This is a genomic window from Thermococcus sp. 21S7 (assembly GCF_012027615.1).
In the GTDB taxonomy this organism is placed as follows: Archaea; Methanobacteriota_B; Thermococci; order Thermococcales; family Thermococcaceae; genus Thermococcus.
The window spans coordinates 425066-442867 of record NZ_SNUT01000001.1 but is presented as its reverse complement, the minus strand read 5'-3'; the positions used below and the strand labels follow the sequence as shown (position 1 = coordinate 442867).

Sequence of the window (17802 nt, the reverse complement as noted above, 5' to 3'; positions counted from 1 at the left end):
TCGTGGGTTAAGTTCCGAGGATGCAGTTAACGTGGGTGTCTTCGTTTCCGTTGTCTCGGGATTGCTGCTCCTGTTCTTTTTCTCCTCTGACCGTGCAAAAATTTTTGACATTTTTATGTCTAATTTTGTGCATTTTATCGGCGCTTTTTGACAGCTTCTTTTTCAAAAATACGGCCCGGAAAAGGTTTTGCAAAAATTTTTCACTGTGGGGGTTCACCCCTATTGGGTGGAGCGCCCGAACAGGGCGCGACAAAACCCGGGCGCCAAGACGGCGGCGTCGGGGGGACAGGGTGCAAAGCACCCACTCATGAACCCCGCCCTCCAGCCCGGGTCACAAAAAGGTGCGCTCCCGAGGAAACGCCGAAAGGCGGACCCCTCGGGGGTAAGGCAGGCCCGACATCCCGACTAAACCCCGGACGGATATTTGGTACTTCCCCTTGAGGGAAGTCCCACCGGCCGTACTCCTTGCTCAATTCCGGTTGATCCTGCCGGAGGCCACTGCTATGGGGGTCCGACTAAGCCATGCGAGTCATGGGGCGCCTTGCGCGCACCGGCGGACGGCTCAGTAACACGTCGGTAACCTACCCTCGGGAGGGGGATAACCCCGGGAAACTGGGGCTAATCCCCCATAGGCCTGAGGTACTGGAAGGTCCTCAGGCCGAAAGGGTCTCTGACCGCCCGAGGATGGGCCGGCGGCCGATTAGGTAGTTGGTGGGGTAACGGCCCACCAAGCCGAAGATCGGTACGGGCCATGAGAGTGGGAGCCCGGAGATGGACACTGAGACACGGGTCCAGGCCCTACGGGGCGCAGCAGGCGCGAAACCTCCGCAATGCGGGCAACCGCGACGGGGGGACCCCCAGTGCCGTGGCATCGCCACGGCTTTTCCGGAGTGTAAAAAGCTCCGGGAATAAGGGCTGGGCAAGGCCGGTGGCAGCCGCCGCGGTAATACCGGCGGCCCGAGTGGTGGCCGCTATTATTGGGCCTAAAGCGTCCGTAGCCGGGCCCGTAAGTCCCTGGCGAAATCCCACGGCTCAACCGTGGGGCTTGCTGGGGATACTGCGGGCCTTGGGACCGGGAGAGGCCGGGGGTACCCCTGGGGTAGGGGTGAAATCCTATAATCCCAGGGGGACCGCCAGTGGCGAAGGCGCCCGGCTGGAACGGGTCCGACGGTGAGGGACGAAGGCCAGGGGAGCGAACCGGATTAGATACCCGGGTAGTCCTGGCTGTAAAGGATGCGGGCTAGGTGTCGGACGAGCTTCGAGCTCGTCCGGTGCCGAAGGGAAGCCGTTAAGCCCGCCGCCTGGGGAGTACGGCCGCAAGGCTGAAACTTAAAGGAATTGGCGGGGGAGCACTACAAGGGGTGGAGCGTGCGGTTTAATTGGATTCAACGCCGGGAACCTCACCGGGGGCGACGGCAGGATGAAGGCCAGGCTGAAGGTCTTGCCGGACACGCCGAGAGGAGGTGCATGGCCGCCGTCAGCTCGTACCGTGAGGCGTCCACTTAAGTGTGGTAACGAGCGAGACCCGCGCCCCCAGTTGCCAGTCCTCCCCGCTGGGGAGGAGGCACTCTGGGGGGACCGCCGGCGATAAGCCGGAGGAAGGAGCGGGCGACGGTAGGTCAGTATGCCCCGAAACCCCCGGGCTACACGCGCGCTACAATGGGCGGGACAATGGGATCCGACCCCGAAAGGGGAAGGGAATCCCCTAAACCCGCCCCCAGTTCGGATCGCGGGCTGCAACTCGCCCGCGTGAAGCTGGAATCCCTAGTACCCGCGTGTCATCATCGCGCGGCGAATACGTCCCTGCTCCTTGCACACACCGCCCGTCACTCCACCCGAGCGGGGTCTGGATGAGGCCTGATCTCCCTTCGGGGAGGTCGGGTCGAGTCTGGGCTCCGTGAGGGGGGAGAAGTCGTAACAAGGTAGCCGTAGGGGAACCTACGGCTCGATCACCTCCTATCGCCGGAAAATCCGTCCGGGGGGTCTAAGGGATGTCGGGCCTGCCATCCGTGGGCCGGTAGCTCAGCCTGGGAGAGCGTCGGCTTTGCAAGCCGAAGGCCCCGGGTTCGAATCCCGGCCGGTCCACCACGAAGAGGTGCACATCCCGAGCACCGCTCGGGGTGGAAGGGTCCTAGGCCCCGAACAGGGGTCACGATGAGGACCGTGCACAGGCCGATTGACCCAAAAAATGCCCAGCCCCCTGAGTAGGGGGCAGAAAACCTAAGCCGCCTGGTGGATGGCTCGGCTCGGGGCGCCGACGAAGGGCGTGGCAAGCTGCGATAAGCCCCGGCGAGGCGCAGGCAGCCGTCGAACCGGGGATGCCCGAATGGGACCTCCCGCGGCTCTTGCCGCACTCCCAGTCGGGAGGGGGAACGCGGGGAATTGAAACATCTTAGTACCCGCAGGAAAAGAAAGCAAAAGCGATGCCGTTAGTAGGGGCGACCGAAAGCGGCACAGGGCAAACTGAACCGTCGGGGGAAACCCCGGCGGGATGTGGTGTAGTAGGGCCCCCGAAAGACCCTCGCGGGTGAAGCCGAAGTCCGCTGGAACGCGGCGCCGTAGAGGGTGAAAGCCCCGTAGGCGCAAGCCCGCAGGGTCTTGGGGTGTCCCTGAGTACCGTCGGTCGGATATCCGGCGGGAAGCTGGGAGGCATCGGCTCCCAACCCTAAATACGTCCCGAGACCGATAGCGAACTAGTACCGTGAGGGAAAGCTGAAAAGCACCCCTGGCAGGGGGTGAAAAGAGCCTGAAACCAGGCGGCGATAGGTGGGTGCGGCCCGAAAGGGTTGACCCTCCCCGAAGGAAACACGGGCGACCGTGGAGTACGAGGGGAGGCGACCGGGGTTGCACCGTCCGTCTTGGATCACGGGGCAGGGAGTTCATCCGAGCGGCGAGGTTAAGGGGTTCACCCCCGAAGCCACAGGGAAACCGACAGGTCCGCAGCCCGTAAGGGTGAGGGACGGGGTGTGAAAGCGCCCGGAGTCGCTCGGATGAGACCCGAAGCCGGTCGATCTAGCCCGGGGCAGGGTGAAGTCCCTCAACAGAGGGATGGAGGCCCGTTAGGGATGCTGACGTGCAATTCGCTCCCGTGACCTCGGGCTAGGGGTGAAAGGCCAATCGAGGCCGGCGATAGCTGGTTCCCGCCGAATTATCCCTCAGGATAGCCCGGCCGGAGGTAGGTGGTGGGGTAGAGCACTGATTGGGGGTTTAGGGGGAGAAATCCCCCGGCTCCCTGTCAAACTCCGAACCCACTGCCGCCGTAGATGGCCGGAGTAGGGTGACGGTGTAAGCCGTCAACCGAGAGGGGAACAACCCAGACCGGGGTTAAGGCCCCTAAATGCCGGCTAAGTGTTACTCCAAAGGGTGTCCCTGGCCTTAGACAGCGGGGAGGTAGGCTTAGAAGCAGCCATCCTTTAAAGAGTGCGTAACAGCTCACCCGTCGAGGTCAGGGGCCCCGAAAATGGACGGGGCTAAAGCCGGCTGCCGAGACCCCGGCGCACGGACCGATTGGTCCGTGATCGGGTAGGCGGGCGTGCCGGTGGGGTGGAAGCCGGGCCGTAAGGTCCGGTGGACCCGTCGGTATTGTGGATCCTGCCGGGAGTAGCAGCATAGCCGGGTGAGAATCCCGGCCGCCGAAGGGGCCAGGGTTCCACGGCAATGTTCGTCAGCCGTGGGTTAGTCGGTCCTAAGCGGGTCCGTAACTCGGCGCCCGCGAAAGGGAAACGGGTTTATATTCCCGTACCGCGGTGGTAGGCGCGGCAACGCAAGCCCAGAGGGTGACGCCTCGGGGTAGGCGGACCGGTCCACAAGGCCGGCTAAGCGTATAAGTCCGGGGAGTGCCGTAATGGCGAGAACCGGATGAAAGCGCGAATGGCCTCCCGTAAGGGGGGTTCCGCCGATCCCTGGGGCCCGTGAAAAGCCCTCTGGGAACGATCCACCGCGACCGTACCGAGAACCGACACCGGTGCCCCTGGGTGAGAAGCCTAAGGCGTGTCGGGGGAAACCCAGCCGAGGGAACTCGGCAAATTGGCCCCGTAACTTCGGGAGAAGGGGTGCCTGCGGATGCGTAACCCGCAGGTCGCAGTGACTAGGGGGGCCCGACTGTTTAGTAAAAACACAGGTCCCAGCTAGCCCGAAAGGGTTTGTACTGGGGCCGACGCCTGCCCAGTGCCGGTATGTGAAGCCCGGGTCCAACCGGGTGAAGCACCGGTAAACGGCGGGGGTAACTATAACCCTCTTAAGGTAGCGAAATTCCTTGTCGGTTAAATGCCGACCTGCATGAATGGCGTAACGAGGTCCCCACTGTCCCCGGCTGGGGCCCGGCGAAACCACTGCCAGGCGCATATGCCTGGGACCTCCGGTGGGAAGCGAAGACCCCATGGAGCTTTACTGCAGCCTGCCGTTGCCGTACGGCGGGGGGTGCGCAGCGTAGGCGGGAGGCGTCGAAGCCCGTCCTCCGGGGCGGGTGGAGCCGTCCATGAGACACCGCCCACCCTCTGCCGTACGGCTAACCCGCGGAAGCGGGGACAGCGGTAGGTGGGCAGTTTGGCTGGGGCGGCACACCCTCGAAAAGGTATCGAGGGTGCCCTAAGGTCGGCTCAGGCGGGTCAGGAATCCGCCGTAGAGTGCAAGGGCAAAAGCCGGCCTGACTGGACCCGTAACAGAGGCGGGTCCAGCCGCGAAAGCGTGGCCTAGCGAACCCCTGTGCCTCCCCGGTGGGGGCCAGGGATGACAGAAAAGCTACCCTGGGGATAACAGAGTCGTCTCGGGCGAGAGCCCATATCGACCCCGAGGCTTGCTACCTCGCTGTCGGCTCTTCCCATCCTGGTCCTGCAGCAGGGGCCAAGGGTGGGGGTGTTCACCCATTAAAGGGGAACGTGAGCTGGGTTTAGACCGTCGTGAGACAGGTCGGATGCTATCTACCGGAGGTGCTGGGTGCCTGAGGGGAAGGCTCCCCCAGTACGAGAGGAACAGGGAGCCGCGGCCTCTGGTCTACCGGTTGTCCTACAGGGCACAGCCGGGCAGCTACGCCGCGTCCGATAAGGCCTGAAAGCATCTAAGGCCGAAGCGGTCCCCGAAAATAGGCACCCACTCCCAGGCGCAGGGGGTCGGGCGACCGGTCCTTTGCCTGGGACGAGGGCTCGGGAAGAAGACCCGTTTGATGGGGCGGGGATGTAAGCGGGAAGGGAAACCGACCCGTTCAGTCTGCCGCTCCCAACAGCCCGAGGTTTCTGCCTCTGAAAGGGGGGCTGGGCATTTGATAGGTCAATCGGCCTGTGCACGGTCCTGGCCCTAAATCTCGTTTCTGTCTTGATTGCATCGCAGTGTTAAACCCCCGGTTATGATGTTTTTCCGCAACCGTTAAAACCCTCCAGCGGAGCTTTTCTTGGTGATGAAATGAAGCTGTTAGTTCTTGATCTCGATGGTACCCTCTGGGATCACGAGGATGCATCCCGGCTTACACCGCCTTATGAGTTCCACGATGATTATCTGGTTGATTCTACAGGCGAGAAACTCCATCTCTTTCCGGGAGTCAGGGGATTCCTCGAATGGGCGAGTGGCAGGTTCGTTCTGAGCATAGCGAGCTGGAACGTTGAGGAGAAGGTCAGGCCGATCCTTGAGGGCTTTGGCCTTTGGGACTACTTCAGGTTTCCAAAAATTGAGAACCACCCGAACAAGGGCGATATGATAGCGAGAACGCTCCGGGAGCTGGAACTTTCGGGATACGATGTTGGGGGAGTCATCTACCTGGACGACAGGGATATACACATCGAAGACGTTAAAACCACCGTCCCGTCTATCCGGTTCATCCATATGTGGAGGGACGTCAAAAGTTTTGAGGAGTTGAAGAAACTCCTAGAGAAGATGGGGTGATAGCATGGAGCTGCTCATCGTGAAGGAGGGGCGCATAGACTACGACGGCTCGGCCATTCAGAGCCACTGGGCCTACAGGAACTTCGGAATCCTTGGGAACTCGCTAGTAGTTTTCCGCGGAAAGTGCGACGTCAAGGTCGAAGAGATGATAGACATTGAAGACCTCCGCCAGAGCAAGGAAATCAAGAGCGACGACATGGTTCACTACATAATCGAGGTCTTTGACCTCGTCAACGCCCTCTTCGCCTCAACTCTACAAAAGCTCTTCATAGCCAAGCTCTGCGAAGTTCTCGGCGAGTACGGGGTGAAAACCCTCAGGAAGGGCGACGACATCTACGTGAACGGAAGGAAGCTCAGCATCTCGATAGCAACTGTCTCCCCCGTGAGCGTCAAGATTCACCTCGGGATAAACGTCGAGGCCAAAGGAATCCCGGAGGGCGTAGATGCCATCGGCCTGAAGGAGCTCGGCATAACGGACGTAGATGGCTTCATGGAGAAGACCGGAAAGGCCCTCGTGGAGGAGTTCAACAAGGTGAAGAAGGACAGCCTGAAGGTCAGGTGGGCTCAGTAGAGGAGAAAGAGAAGACTCCCCACCAGGGGCACCGCCAGGTTATCGTCGAGCCAGCCCTGGTATTCCGCCAGGGTCAGGATGACCGCCCATCCTATTTTTCCTATTGCTGCCGTGTCGAGCAGCAGAAACGCTATAGCCAGCGCCGTCGTCAGGTAGCCGAAGCTTCCAGTCCAGTGCTTTCTCAGTTTCACGTTGAAGCCGTGCCGCCTGAAGTAGAAGTGCCTGATTATCCCGGTCACCCCGTCGCTTATTGCCATTGCCAGTAGCAGGGCGGTGGCGTACTCCTTCGACAGAATCATCGGAACGACCGAGGCGGAGAAGGCGAAGAAAACCTCGCCGTAGTTGTGCTCTATCTGATACCACGAGAACTCCCTCTTTTTGAGGTGCGGCCAGAGCTGGAATAGGCCGAAAATGAAAGCCGCTCCGCTGAAGACCTCGGCGGGTATTTTCCCGTAGTAGAACATCAGAACGGCCGGAACGATGCTGAAGTGGATTATCTTCCTGTTCACCCAGGCCCATTCCGGCCCGAGCCTTTTCGTGATGCCTATGGCGGCGAGTATGAACCCCGCGGCGGTGCCGGCGTAGATTCCCCAGCTTGGGAGCATTCGTTCCACCAAAAAATGAGAGGGGTTTGGGGTTAATATGAGTTGCCCCCGAAGGCCCTTCCGACGGCCTCCAGAGCCGTGATGAAATCGCCCGCGTGGACGACGACGTACCAGTCATCCGTCCTCGCCAGCTCTCCCCTGGATTTGCCGACCAGCTCGCCGTAGAGCCCCTGGATTTTAACCCTCGGCTCCGTCGTAGAGAGCTTGAGCGCTATCTCAACCGGTCTTCCGCTCTCCCAGACAAGGCCAACCTTGAGGCCCGCTTTGGTTTCCCTCCTCTTTCTAAGGCCTAGCCTGAGGTAGCGGAGCCTCTCCTCCGGAACCCCGTTCTCCTTGGCCTTCTCCCTTAAGTACTCCTCCGCCAGAGTCAGTCCGTGGAGCCCGAGGGCGTAGCCAAAAACTGGAATTCCCAGGTCTTTTCTGCTTCTTCCCTTGTAGGCGTAGACCTCTATCCTTCCGCCGGAGCCCCTGGAGGCTGTGTAGAATCCGTTTCCGTTATCGTTCCTGAAATCGCCCAGGAAATCCACCAGTTCATCGTACGCCGAAAAGGGGAGCGAAAAGCTCGCCCACGTCCCCCAGACCCTGGGAGGGACCGAGACGAAGCCCATCTCCTCTAGGTGGTACTCGGTCGGCTTTGGCCTGAGCACTAGAAAGCCCCTTTCCGTGAGCTCCATATTGAGGAACGTTCTTTCGCCGGGCAGCATGGCAAATTTGCCGTCGCTTTCAAAGTCCTTGGCCTTCAGCAGGCGGCTCCTCCTGACGCGCCTCTCCTCCCGAGAGCCCACCACCACGGGAATCGGTGTTTTTCTCCCGCTCTCTTTGTCGTAGGGTACCCTGAAGCCCGCCTTGAGCAGCTCCTCCTGAATTTCCAGCGACGCCGGGAAAAACGCCTGCATCCTCCTCATCTCTAACTCCATGGGAATGCCTCCATGTTACTTTTATCTGTAGTTTTACCATCAGAATTTATAAAATTTTCCCTCTTGAAGTTGTCTCCCATGCCAAGCTTAAGCTTAAAAGCTCCTCCGCAGACCTAAGCGCGGTGGTGAGAATGGTTCATTGGGCAGACTACATGGCTGAAAAGATTATCCGGGAGCGCGGCGACAGGGATGAATACGTTGTGGAGAGCGGAATAACCCCGAGCGGGTACGTTCATATAGGGAACTTCAGGGAGTTCTTCACGGCCTATATAGTCGGCCATGCCCTCAGGGACAGGGGGAAGAAGGTTCGCCACATCCACATGTGGGACGACTACGACCGCTTTAGGAAGGTGCCGAAGAACGTCCCGCCCGAGTGGAAGGAGCACCTCACGAGGCCGGTTAGGGAGGTTCCGGACCCGTGGGGCTGCCACGACAGCTACGCGGAGCACTTCATGGCCATATTCGAAGAGGAAGTGTCGAAGCTCGGCATAGAGGTGGACTTCCTCCACGCCTACGAGCTGTACAAGTCCGGTGAGTACGCCGAGGAGATAAAGCTCGCCCTGGCCAAGCGCGAGGAGATAAAGGCCATACTCGACAAGTACCGCGAGAGGGCCAAGCAGCCGCCCCTTGAGGAGGACTGGCAGCCGGTTATGGTTTACTGTCCAAAGTGCAGGAAGGAGGCGGAGTTCGTTTCGTGGGACGGCGAGTGGAAGGTCTCCTACAAGTGCCCCCACTGCGGTAGTGAGGGCGAGACGGACATAAGGGACGGCAACGTTAAGCTCCGGTGGAGAGTCGACTGGCCGATGCGCTGGGCGCACTTCAAGGTGGACTTCGAGCCGGCCGGAAAGGACCACCTCGCCGCGGGCGGATCGTACGACACCGGCAGAGAGATAGTTGAGAAAGTTTTCGGATGGCCTTCACCCATAGACCTGATGTACGAATTCGTCGGAATCAAGGGGCAGAAGGGCAAGATGTCCGGCAGCAAGGGCAACGTTATACTCCTCAGCGACCTCTACGAGGTGCTTGAGCCGGGAATAATCCGCTTCATCTACGCAAAGGCGAGGCCGAACAAAGAGCTTAAGATCGACCTCGGCCTGGGACTGCTCAACCTCTACGACGAGTTCGACAAGGTGGAGCGCATCTACTTCGGCCTTGAGCGGGCCAAGAACCCTGAGGAGGAAGAAGAACTTAAGAGGACCTACGAGCTCTCGATGCCGAAGGTTCCCGACAGGCTGACCGCGCAGGCACCATTCAGGTTCCTGGTTACGCTCGTCCAGATGCCGCACCTCGACGAGGGGGGCATAATAAGAGTTCTCCAGGAGCAGGGCCACGTTCCGAGGGAGCTCGGCGAGGATGACGTCGAGCGCATAAGGCTCCGCATACGCTTGGCTAGGAACTGGGTTGAGAAGTACGCCCCCGACAACGTGAAGTTCAGCATCCTGGCAGAGCCCCCGGAGATCGAGCTTAGGCCTGAAATCAGGGGGGCCATGCTGGAGGTCGCGGAGTGGCTCAGCTCCCGTGAGGGCTTCACCGTTGAGGAACTCAACAACGCGCTCTTTGATATTGCCAAGAAGCGTGAGATCCCGAGCAAGGAGTGGTTCAAGGCGCTCTACAACGTCTTCATCGGCAAGGACCGCGGTCCAAGGCTCGCGAGCTTCCTGGCTTCCCTCGACAGGGACTTTGTGATAAAGCGCCTCCGCCTGGAGGGCTGATATCACTTATCCTTTTTTCGGCGCGTAAACCTGGAAGTAGCTGTGTTCGTTCATCCTCTCACTGTGGAGCTGTCTGAAGTACAGCTTTGCCAGCAGTTCCACCGCGGTCTTTCCCCATACGTTGAATCTGACGCGGAAGTTATCCTTTTCGCTCTGGAACTCCAGAACCACTGTCTTTTCGTCGGCGTCCGGCAGAACCCTGCTGATCCAATATTCAGCGCCCACTATCTGCCCGTTCATGAGAACTGGTAAAAGGGCCCTCAGGTCTGTGAACTGCAGGATGAACCTCCCGCTGGGCTTGAGAACCCTCGCGACCTCTTTGAACGTTGAATTTAAATCCATCGGCTCGAAGTGGACGAGGCTGTCTATGAAAACCACGTAGTCGAAGCTGTTCTCCTCAAAGGGCAGTTTTCTGGCGTCGCCCTTCACGAACTCAACCTTTGACCTCTTGTCCTTTGCGAATTCCCTTGCCCGGGAGAGCATGACGTCGCTGTTGTCGAGGGCAACGACGTTGAACCCCAGGTCTTCAAGGAGGAATGAGAACCCCCCAGTTCCGCAGGCCAGGTCGAGAACCCTTCCTCTAGCCGGCATGTGCTTCATCAGGAGCGGCTCCAGTGCTTCAATACGCTTTCTGTACTCCTCAGAGTACACGTCAGTGTACGCCGGAAACGCCTCGTAGTACTTTTCGAAGCCCATGTTTTTACTTACTCGTCTGTCTTTAAATATTTGCCGCAAAAGTTTGTGTGGTTTTCTACTTTTTCCGAATTTTCTCGACAACAGGTTTTTATCCGTCCCCTCCAATGTATCTCGGTGGTGCCGATGGAGTTCAACCTCATAATCACGGGAGTCGGCGGCCAGGGCGGATTGACGCTTTCGAGGATCGTTGGGAACGCCGCCATGCACGAGGGCTACAACGTCAGGATAGGTGAAACCCTTGGAATGAGCCAGCGCTACGGCAGCGTTCTGAGCTACCTCCGCTTTGGTGAGGAGGTCTACTCACCCCTAATCGAGGAAGGAAAGGCAAACCTCATGCTCGCCCTTGAACCCGCCGAGGCGCTGAGGAACGCGCGCTTTCTGGGAAAGGACAGCCACGCGGTGGTCAACGCCTACCCGATCCACACGGCAACGACCCTCGTCGGGAAGGAGAAATACCCGGGGCTGGACGAAATAGAGGCCGCCTTGGGAAGAATCTGCCCGGTGTACATGATGGACTTCCAGCGCGAGGCCGATGGGATAAACCCAAGAACCCTCGGCGTCCTGATGCTCGGCTACGCCCACGGGAAGGGCCTCGTGCCCCTCAAAAAGGAGTCCCTCCAGGAGGGAATAAGGCTCACCCTTCGCGAAAAGCTCTGGGAGATCAACTTCAGGGCCCTTGAGCGGGGAATCGAGCTCGCTAAGGGCTGACATTTTTCTTTTCACTCGTTGTGCTTTATGAAGAAGGCGTAGAATATCGCCGTTGCTATGACGTACAGCAGAGCAGTCGCGTAGAACGGATAGCTCAGTGACATGCCGAAGAGCAGGCCGCCGACGTAGTTCCCTCCGCCGCGCATGAAGGTCGAGAAGGCCCTCCTTATCCCCGCCGCGGTGGCCTTCTCCTCGGTCGAGAAGAAGCCCATCATGAAGGAGTCGTTTATGGGCCAGACTATGTTCATGAGGATGGAGCGGACGACGTAGAGCAGTGCCGCCAGCAGAAACGTCTCTATCGAGGGGAATATCGCGAAGAGAAAGGCCGCTATGCTCTGGAAGGAAGTTATCACCTTCACCGGCCCTATCCTGTGAACCAGCTTTGGAAGGCCGAAGGAACCGAGGCCCATAGCTAACTGCTGGAAGAAGAATATCCCGCTTATGGCCGCCAGTGTCTGTCCGAACTGGAGCTTGAAGTAGAGGCTCATGTAGGGTATGGTTATTCCCGCGCCAAAGCCTATCAGCGCGCTCGGGAGGGAGAACTTGAGTATCTTGACGACCAGCTCGCGGTTCCAGTTTATCCTCGGGTTCCTCACGGGAACGTCCCGTATCATCAGCAGCGCCGGAATCACGAGGGCGAACTGGAGGAGCGCCAGCGAGATGACCAGCCTGTAGGCTATTCCCTCCGTCAGCCCGAGCCCCACGAAAAAGCCCGGGGCAAAGCCGGCTATGAGGACTCCCAGGGCGTTGAAGATAGTCCCCAGGCCAAAGCTTATCGAGAACGCATGATGGCGCCTCTTCTCGCCGACCTCCTCGCTGAGCAGGGCAGTAAAGTTCGGCTGTCTCAGACCCATGTTCGCGCCGACCAGGAAGAAGCCTAGAGCCAGTACGTAGTCGTTTATCGCCGCCACCTGGAGGAGCCTTCCGGCGAGCCCGAGGAGGGCCGAGATGATGAGGGTTCTCCGGTAACCAAGCCTCAGTGAGACCTGACCCGCTATCAGGAAGAAGAGTCCCCCCGTGAACGTCTGTATCGAGAAGAACGTTCCCATCGCCGTCATATCGTAGCCTAAAACCGTCAGATAGAACGGCATTATGAATATTGAGAACTGGAGGAACAGCTGACCCGCCGCGTTGGCCGCTATGAGTATCTTTGCGTCCCTGCCGTAGTCCTGGAACATGTGCTAACGTTAATCTTAGCGTTTATAAGTATATCGAACCGAAGCCTTTTATACGCAACCCGTCGTCTATATATCGGCGGTGGTATCTATGGAGTTCAGGAAGATACAATTTACGGGCAGGAGTTCATACATAATATCCCTCCCCAAAAAGTGGGTCCGGGAGCACGGACTTGCGCAGGGCGATGTCGTTCCGCTCCTCATAAACCCGGATGGGAGCATAACCATATTCCCCAAGGAGCCGAGGGAGGTTAGTGAGAAGAGGATTCTGGACATCTCGAAGGAGTATTCCCCGGACATGGCGGTCAGGCTCGTCATCTCTGCCTACATTCAGGGCTACGACGTCCTTGAGATTCACCTCGTTGAAGAGATGCCAATATACAAGGTCAAGATAAGGAAGGTCCTCCAGAGTCTTCCCGGGGTCGAGATAATACTCGACGAGCCCCAGAGGATAGTCGCCAAGAGTCTCCTCGACGAGGAGGAGGTGAACCTCGCGGAACTCCTCAACAGGATCCGCTCGCTCATCATCTCGATGCTCGGAGACCTTGAGCTGCTCATTCAAAACCCTGGGGACGGCGAGATTCTGCGCGACATAAACGACCTGGAGAACGAGCTGGACAGGTTCTACTTCCTCATAATCCGTGCCGTCAACCGGCTTTTGAGCAAACGCGGCGTTACAGAGGAGAGCGGCATAATCAGGAGAACATTCGACCTGCTCGGTATACTCTTCATAGTCCGGAACATCGAGCGCATAGGGGATCACATAACTCGGATAGCCGAGAACCCCAGCGAGATAAACGTGCCGTACCTCAAGGAAAAGTTCAGCCAGATGATGGCCCAGATAGAGGAGAGGGACCTGGGCAAGATAGACAGGCTCATGCTTGAGTTGAAGGGCGAGATACGCTCCATCGATTACCGTCAGTCAATAGCCCTTGAAAGCTACCGCAGGATTCTGGAGTACCTTGAGAATATCGGCGAGACGATAATCAACATGGCCCTTAGCTGAAGTTCCTATCTTTTCGTTTCCACAATCCTTTTAACCGTTCGAGGACTTTTTATTACGGTGGTTCTCATGGTTGCGATAATAGTTCACGGCGGTGCCGGCACGATAAGGAATGAGGAGCGCATTCCAAAGGTCATCGAGGGCGTTAGGGAGGCTGTTCTGGCCGGCTGGCGCGAACTCAAGAGAGGCTCGGCTTTAGACGCTGTTGAGGAAGCCGTCAAAGCCCTTGAGGACAATCCTCTCTTCAACGCGGGCACCGGAAGCGTCCTCACCCTCGACGGCAAGGTCGAGATGGACGCGGCAATAATGCGCGGAAGAACCCTCGAAGCCGGCGCCGTTGCAGGGATATGGGGTGTTAGGAATCCCATAAGCGTCGCGAGGAAGGTGATGGAGAAGACCGACCACGTGCTCCTCAACGGCGAGGGCGCGGTTAAGTTCGCCCGGCTCATGGGCTTCGAGGAGTACAGCCCGGTGACCGACGAAAGGCTGAAGCAGTGGGAGGAGCTGAGGAAAAAGCTCGTTGAAAGCGGAGAAACTAAGCACTGGAAGAAGCTCAACGAGCTGATCAAGGAGTATCCCGAAGTCCTTAGGAGCACGGTCGGGGCGGTCGCCTTCGACGGCGAGGAGGTCGTTGCCGGAACGTCCACCGGCGGGGTGTTCCTCAAGATGTTCGGCCGCGTTGGTGATACTCCAATAATCGGAGGGGGAACCTACGCCAACGAAGTTGCCGGGGCTTCCTGCACGGGACTCGGCGAGGTGGCGATAAAGCTCGCCCTGGCCAAGAGCGCCACCGACTTCGTCAGGCTTGGAATGGACGCCCAGGCTGCGAGCGATGCAGCCATAAGCCTCGCAACGCGCTACTTCGGCGCCGATACGATGGGCATAATAATGGTTGATGCCAAGGGCAACGTGGGCTTCGCGAAGAATACGAAGCACATGAGCCACGCCTTCATGAAGGAGGGGATGGACGAACCCGTAGCGGGGGTTTGAGCCATCGACAGAGCGCTCCGGGACATCTGGCTCCTCAATTTCTCGACCTTCTTTTTCTTCCTGGGAATAAGCGTAGTCAACCCCATAATATCGCCCTTCGCGATAACCCTCAACGCCACCCCCTTTCTCGTTGGCCTGGTCGCAGGGGTTGCCTCCGTCGTCTCGCTGTTCTCAAAGCCCATAGGCGGCCTCATCGGCGACAGGGGCTACAGGTTCCAGGCCATGATGGCCGGCAACGTCCTGGGAATGCTGGCCGGGCTCCTTTACATAACCTCTGCGCTCCTTGGAAACCTGTGGATATTCGCTTTCGCCAGGGCGATTCACGGCTTCTCCATGGGGATATTCTTTCCTTCAAGTTTATCCACGGCCGTTGACCTCGCACCTGAGGGACGCGTCGGCGAGACGCTGGGCTGGAGGGGCATGATGTTCTCCCTCGGCAACATAATCGGCCCGGCCCTTGGCGGCTACCTCTCCGACCTCCTCGGCTTTGTGGGAGCCTTCTCCTTCACGGTGGCGTTCTCCCTCGTTGGCCTCGCCCTCGTGGTCCCGGTCTGGCTCGATGGCAGAAGGGCCGTTGCCAGGAGGGGGGAGAGGCACGGGGACGTCAGCTACTCGGAGCTCCTCAGGAGCTATTTCGTTGCCGCATCGCTGGCGCTGTTCTTCTTCTCCTTCTCCTACGCCGGCGTCATAACTTACCTCCCCGCGCTCTACAAGGTACTGGGCATGTCCCAGAGCCTGTTCGGCTTCTACATGATGGTCATCGGGATATCGAGCTTCGTAATGAGGCTCGTTGGCGGCAAGAGTGCCGACAGGATGGGCCCGATTCCGGTCATAAGGGCGGGCATGCTCCTCGTTATCCTCGGCTACATAGTGCTGATCCTTTACAGGCTCCCGCCCCGCTCCTACGTCAGTGCATTCATCATCGGGGCCGGCTTCGGCCTCTCCGTTCCCGCGATGCAGTTAATGGCCCTTGGAAACCTTCCTCAGAAGATAAGGACGATGGGTTCGAGCGTCTACACGATGTTCTTTGACCTCGGAATGCTCGGCGGTCAGGTGACCCTCGGCTACGTCGCCGGCATCAGGGGCTACGCCGGGGTCTTCCCGCTGCTCCCGTTCATAGCGGCCGCATCACTTATAATAGTCCACGCACCCCTCATACTGGGAGGTAGGAAAAAATGAAGATTAGGGTCTCCTACGGAACCGCCATAGCGATGGGGCTGATAAAGGCCCGGATGCTGGCCAGACCAACCACCGCGTACCTCATGACTTATCACGACGGCCGCTGCCGCAACAACTGCGCCTTCTGTCCCCAGGCTAGGGGAAGCGGGGCGGACCTCAAGAGGCTGTCGCGCATAACCTGGCCTGCCTTTGATGTGGAAGAAGTCATTGAACGCCTTCCAGCGGGCGGTTTTGCGAGGATATGCCTCCAGACGGTTGACTATCCTGGCCTGGTCTCCGACGTCGTCGAACTCCTCGACCTCTTCCAGCCGCTGGGCCTTCCGGTCTCGGTCTCGATAACCCCCGTGGACAGGGGCACTCTTGTGGAGTTCAAATCAAGGGGGGTTGACTACATCGGCGTTGGCCTCGACGTGGCCAGCGAGAGGCTCTATCCGGAGATAAAGGACTCCCTCTACTCCTGGGACGACATGTGGCGCTTCACGAAAGACGTCATCGACGTCTTTGGCAATGGAAAGGCCCTCGTGCACCTGATAATCGGCCTCGGAGAGACGGATAGGGAGGCCGTGGAGGCCATTGGGCGGGCGTATTCGATGGGTGCCTGGGTTTCCCTCTTCGCCTTCACGCCCATAAGGGGAACCCGCCTTGAGAACGCGAAGCCCCCGAGCCTTGCCAGGTACAGGAGAATCCAGGTGGCCCACTATCTCATAAAGGAGGGGCTCGCCGCGCCGGAGGATTTCGAGTTCGATGAGAAAGGCTTCCTCGTCAGGTTTGGAATCGATGTTGATGAGCTTGCCTCGGTGATTCCGCCCGAGATATTCGCCACCCACGGCTGTCCAGGCTGCAACAGGCCGTACTACAACGAAAGGCCAAAGAAAGAACCCTACAACTTCCCCGAAAGTCCTGGGAGGGACTACGTGAGGCGCGTTCTTGACTCTATCCTGTGAGGAGCCTGATTATCTCGTTGAACTCCTCCCGCGAGAATCTCTCCCCGACCCTTTCTCCCCTCGCTATCCTCATGAGCGTTTGGACGAAGCGGTAAAGCTCCTCGTCGTCCTTCACCAGGTCCAGCGTAACGTCCATGTCCTTGGATATCTCGCCGAGCCGGTTCTCCTCCTTCATTATGAACAGGATGTCCCCGAGCCTCTTTATTCCGAGCCGGTAGAGGTCTTCGCTGGGTGCGCGATACACTCCCCGCACCGCGCACTTCACGGCTCCCCTGCAGTTGTCCTCCTGAAGGAATACATCCGCGAGTCTGAAGCAGGCCTCGAAGTAGAACTCCGGCTCCTCGTCCCTCGCCAGCTCCATTATCTCGTCCAGCTTCCGCTTGGCGGTCTCCAGGTCTCTGGCGTTCTCCGCCTCTATGGCCTCCCTGAAGAGCCTCATGATCCTCTCACGCCGGTTCAGGGGTTCGTACTTTATCACCATCATCCCTCACCCCGGCTCTCAAGCCAGGCCTTCTCAAAATCCTGCCAGACATCCTCAAACCTCTTCTCCACGCGCCACCGTCTCCGGAATGCGTTGAGGAGCACGGTTATGTCTCTTTTGAGAAGCTCGTAACTCTCCGGACGGGCGGTCGTGACGTACTGGGCCCAGTCGATTATGAAAACGCCTCCGTCGTGGGTCAGAACCACGTTGAACTCGCTCATGTCCGAGTGAACGATGCCGAAGCGGACTATCTTAAGGTACTCATCCAGGACGGCCTCAAGTATCTCCCCCGCTTCCTCCCTGGATAGGTCTGTGTCGCGAAGCTCGGCCAGCTCGGTTCCCTCTATGAACTCCATGACGACGGCGTGTCGGTTCCACGCTATCGGCCTCGGCACCCTGGCTATCGGGCTCAGCAGGGTCAGTGCCTCGTACTCTTTCTTTGCGATGAGCCTCGAAACGTAGAGCCAGCTCGTGTGTCTTTTGTCCTGGAATACGTGCCCGTGATAGGCCGCTTTTCTTGAGGCGGTTCTGCCGCCTATGCGGTTGAACTTGACCGCCACCTTCTCTCCCGAGGGTGTTATCCCGACGTACACATCGGCGTCCTTCCCCACGCCTGCCTGGGCGGTGCTTATGGCCTCCACAACGCCTTTCTTCGCGAGCGCCCTTATCGCCAGAACGTCGTAGCCGTGTATCGTGAGCTGGTAGCCGATGTATCCTATATCGCTCCTCCTTCTGACGAGGGAGAGGTCGTCGAGCTTGCCAAGCCTGAATGATGCGGTTTCCACGTCAACCCTTGCGAACCTGGCTATGTCCTCCAGGGGAACCCACCTGTGGTGCCGCATGTTCAGCTCTACCCCTCTGAGTACCCTGAAGTCTAAATCCCGCAGGTTGGGATAGGCTTCGAGTGCCAGCAGCTTGCTCACCATCTCCTTTCCCTGAAGTCGCTT

Annotated in this window: 14 protein-coding genes, 1 tRNA gene and 2 rRNA genes; 11 read left to right on the top strand and 6 right to left on the bottom strand. The window is 58.8% G+C overall.

The annotated features are described in order from the left end of the window. The first annotated feature begins 472 nt into the window (after positions 1-472). The 5 genes from E3E51_RS02360 to E3E51_RS02340 all read left to right on the top strand — a co-directional run bounded on the left by E3E51_RS02360 (position 473) and on the right by E3E51_RS02340 (position 6445). Positions 473-1958: ribosomal RNA gene (locus E3E51_RS02360) — 16S ribosomal RNA — on the top strand. A gap of 53 nt (positions 1959-2011) precedes the next feature. Then, positions 2012-2088 (top strand) — tRNA-Ala (locus tag E3E51_RS02355). A 120-nt stretch (positions 2089-2208) separates the two neighbouring features. Beyond that, positions 2209-5238: ribosomal RNA gene (locus tag E3E51_RS02350) — 23S ribosomal RNA — on the top strand. The 16S and 23S rRNA genes sit together here with 1 tRNA gene alongside, the layout of an rRNA operon. Before the next feature lie 159 nt (positions 5239-5397). Beyond that, the gene (locus E3E51_RS02345; protein ID WP_167911494.1) at positions 5398-5874 is read left to right on the top strand and encodes a magnesium-dependent phosphatase-1; all 477 of its coding nucleotides are present in this window, start codon (positions 5398-5400) and stop codon (positions 5872-5874) included. 4 nt (positions 5875-5878) lie between these two features. After that, positions 5879-6445, top strand: a complete 567-nt coding sequence (locus E3E51_RS02340; protein WP_167911493.1) for a DUF366 family protein — start codon at positions 5879-5881, stop codon at positions 6443-6445. On the opposite strand, the gene E3E51_RS02335 is transcribed toward E3E51_RS02340, so the two are convergent. Both E3E51_RS02335 and E3E51_RS02330 read right to left on the bottom strand, forming a co-directional pair. After that, positions 6439-7050: a hypothetical protein gene (locus tag E3E51_RS02335; RefSeq protein WP_167911690.1), complete on the bottom strand. Its 612-nt coding sequence runs from the start codon at positions 7048-7050 to the stop codon at positions 6439-6441. The two genes, E3E51_RS02340 and E3E51_RS02335, sit on opposite strands and share 7 nt — an antisense overlap. Positions 7051-7082: 32 nt before the next feature. After that, a complete protein-coding gene (locus tag E3E51_RS02330) occupies positions 7083-7967 on the bottom strand; it encodes a PhoI (RefSeq protein WP_167911492.1) in 885 nt (294 codons plus the stop codon). A 131-nt stretch (positions 7968-8098) separates the two neighbouring features. On the opposite strand from E3E51_RS02330, the gene lysS reads away from it, so the two are divergent. Then, positions 8099-9679 carry a lysine--tRNA ligase gene (gene lysS, locus E3E51_RS02325; protein ID WP_167911689.1) on the top strand — a complete coding sequence of 527 codons (1581 nt, stop codon included), beginning with the start codon at positions 8099-8101 and terminating at the stop codon, positions 9677-9679. A 6-nt stretch (positions 9680-9685) separates the two neighbouring features. On the opposite strand, the gene E3E51_RS02320 is transcribed toward lysS, so the two are convergent. Next, complete coding sequence (locus tag E3E51_RS02320) at positions 9686-10375, bottom strand: class I SAM-dependent methyltransferase (protein WP_167911491.1); 690 nt, start codon at positions 10373-10375, stop codon at positions 9686-9688. Between the two features lie 123 nt (positions 10376-10498). Between E3E51_RS02320 and E3E51_RS02315 the strand changes: the two genes are divergently transcribed. Continuing rightward, positions 10499-11083: an indolepyruvate oxidoreductase subunit beta gene (locus E3E51_RS02315; RefSeq protein WP_167911688.1), complete on the top strand. Its 585-nt coding sequence runs from the start codon at positions 10499-10501 to the stop codon at positions 11081-11083. A gap of 11 nt (positions 11084-11094) precedes the next feature. Here E3E51_RS02315 and E3E51_RS02310 read toward each other — a convergent pair whose 3' ends face one another. Further along, entirely contained in the window at positions 11095-12261 is a 1167-nt protein-coding gene (locus E3E51_RS02310; RefSeq protein WP_167911490.1) for an MFS transporter, read from the bottom strand. A gap of 88 nt (positions 12262-12349) precedes the next feature. On the opposite strand from E3E51_RS02310, the gene E3E51_RS02305 reads away from it, so the two are divergent. From E3E51_RS02305 to E3E51_RS02290, 4 genes are all read left to right on the top strand, one after another. Further along, entirely contained in the window at positions 12350-13264 is a 915-nt protein-coding gene (locus E3E51_RS02305) for a phosphate uptake regulator PhoU (RefSeq protein WP_167911687.1), read from the top strand. Between the two features lie 66 nt (positions 13265-13330). Then, complete coding sequence (locus E3E51_RS02300) at positions 13331-14251, top strand: isoaspartyl peptidase/L-asparaginase family protein (RefSeq protein ID WP_167911686.1); 921 nt, start codon at positions 13331-13333, stop codon at positions 14249-14251. A 3-nt stretch (positions 14252-14254) separates the two neighbouring features. Next, the gene (locus E3E51_RS02295; RefSeq protein WP_167911685.1) at positions 14255-15430 is read left to right on the top strand and encodes an MFS transporter; all 1176 of its coding nucleotides are present in this window, start codon (positions 14255-14257) and stop codon (positions 15428-15430) included. Continuing rightward, entirely contained in the window at positions 15427-16374 is a 948-nt protein-coding gene (locus E3E51_RS02290; RefSeq protein WP_167911489.1) for a radical SAM protein, read from the top strand. The genes E3E51_RS02295 and E3E51_RS02290 overlap by 4 nt, the downstream gene beginning before the upstream one ends. Here the strand turns inward: E3E51_RS02290 and E3E51_RS02285 are convergent. Further along, positions 16364-16855 carry a hypothetical protein gene (locus tag E3E51_RS02285; RefSeq protein WP_167911488.1) on the bottom strand — a complete coding sequence of 164 codons (492 nt, stop codon included), beginning with the start codon at positions 16853-16855 and terminating at the stop codon, positions 16364-16366. The genes E3E51_RS02290 and E3E51_RS02285 overlap by 11 nt on opposite strands. Continuing rightward, positions 16855-17781 (bottom strand): serine/threonine-protein kinase RIO2, encoded by a 927-nt coding sequence (locus tag E3E51_RS02280; RefSeq protein WP_167911487.1) that lies wholly within the window; start codon positions 17779-17781, stop codon positions 16855-16857. Before E3E51_RS02280 ends, E3E51_RS02285 begins: the two co-directional genes overlap by 1 nt. Positions 17782-17802 lie beyond the last annotated feature (21 nt).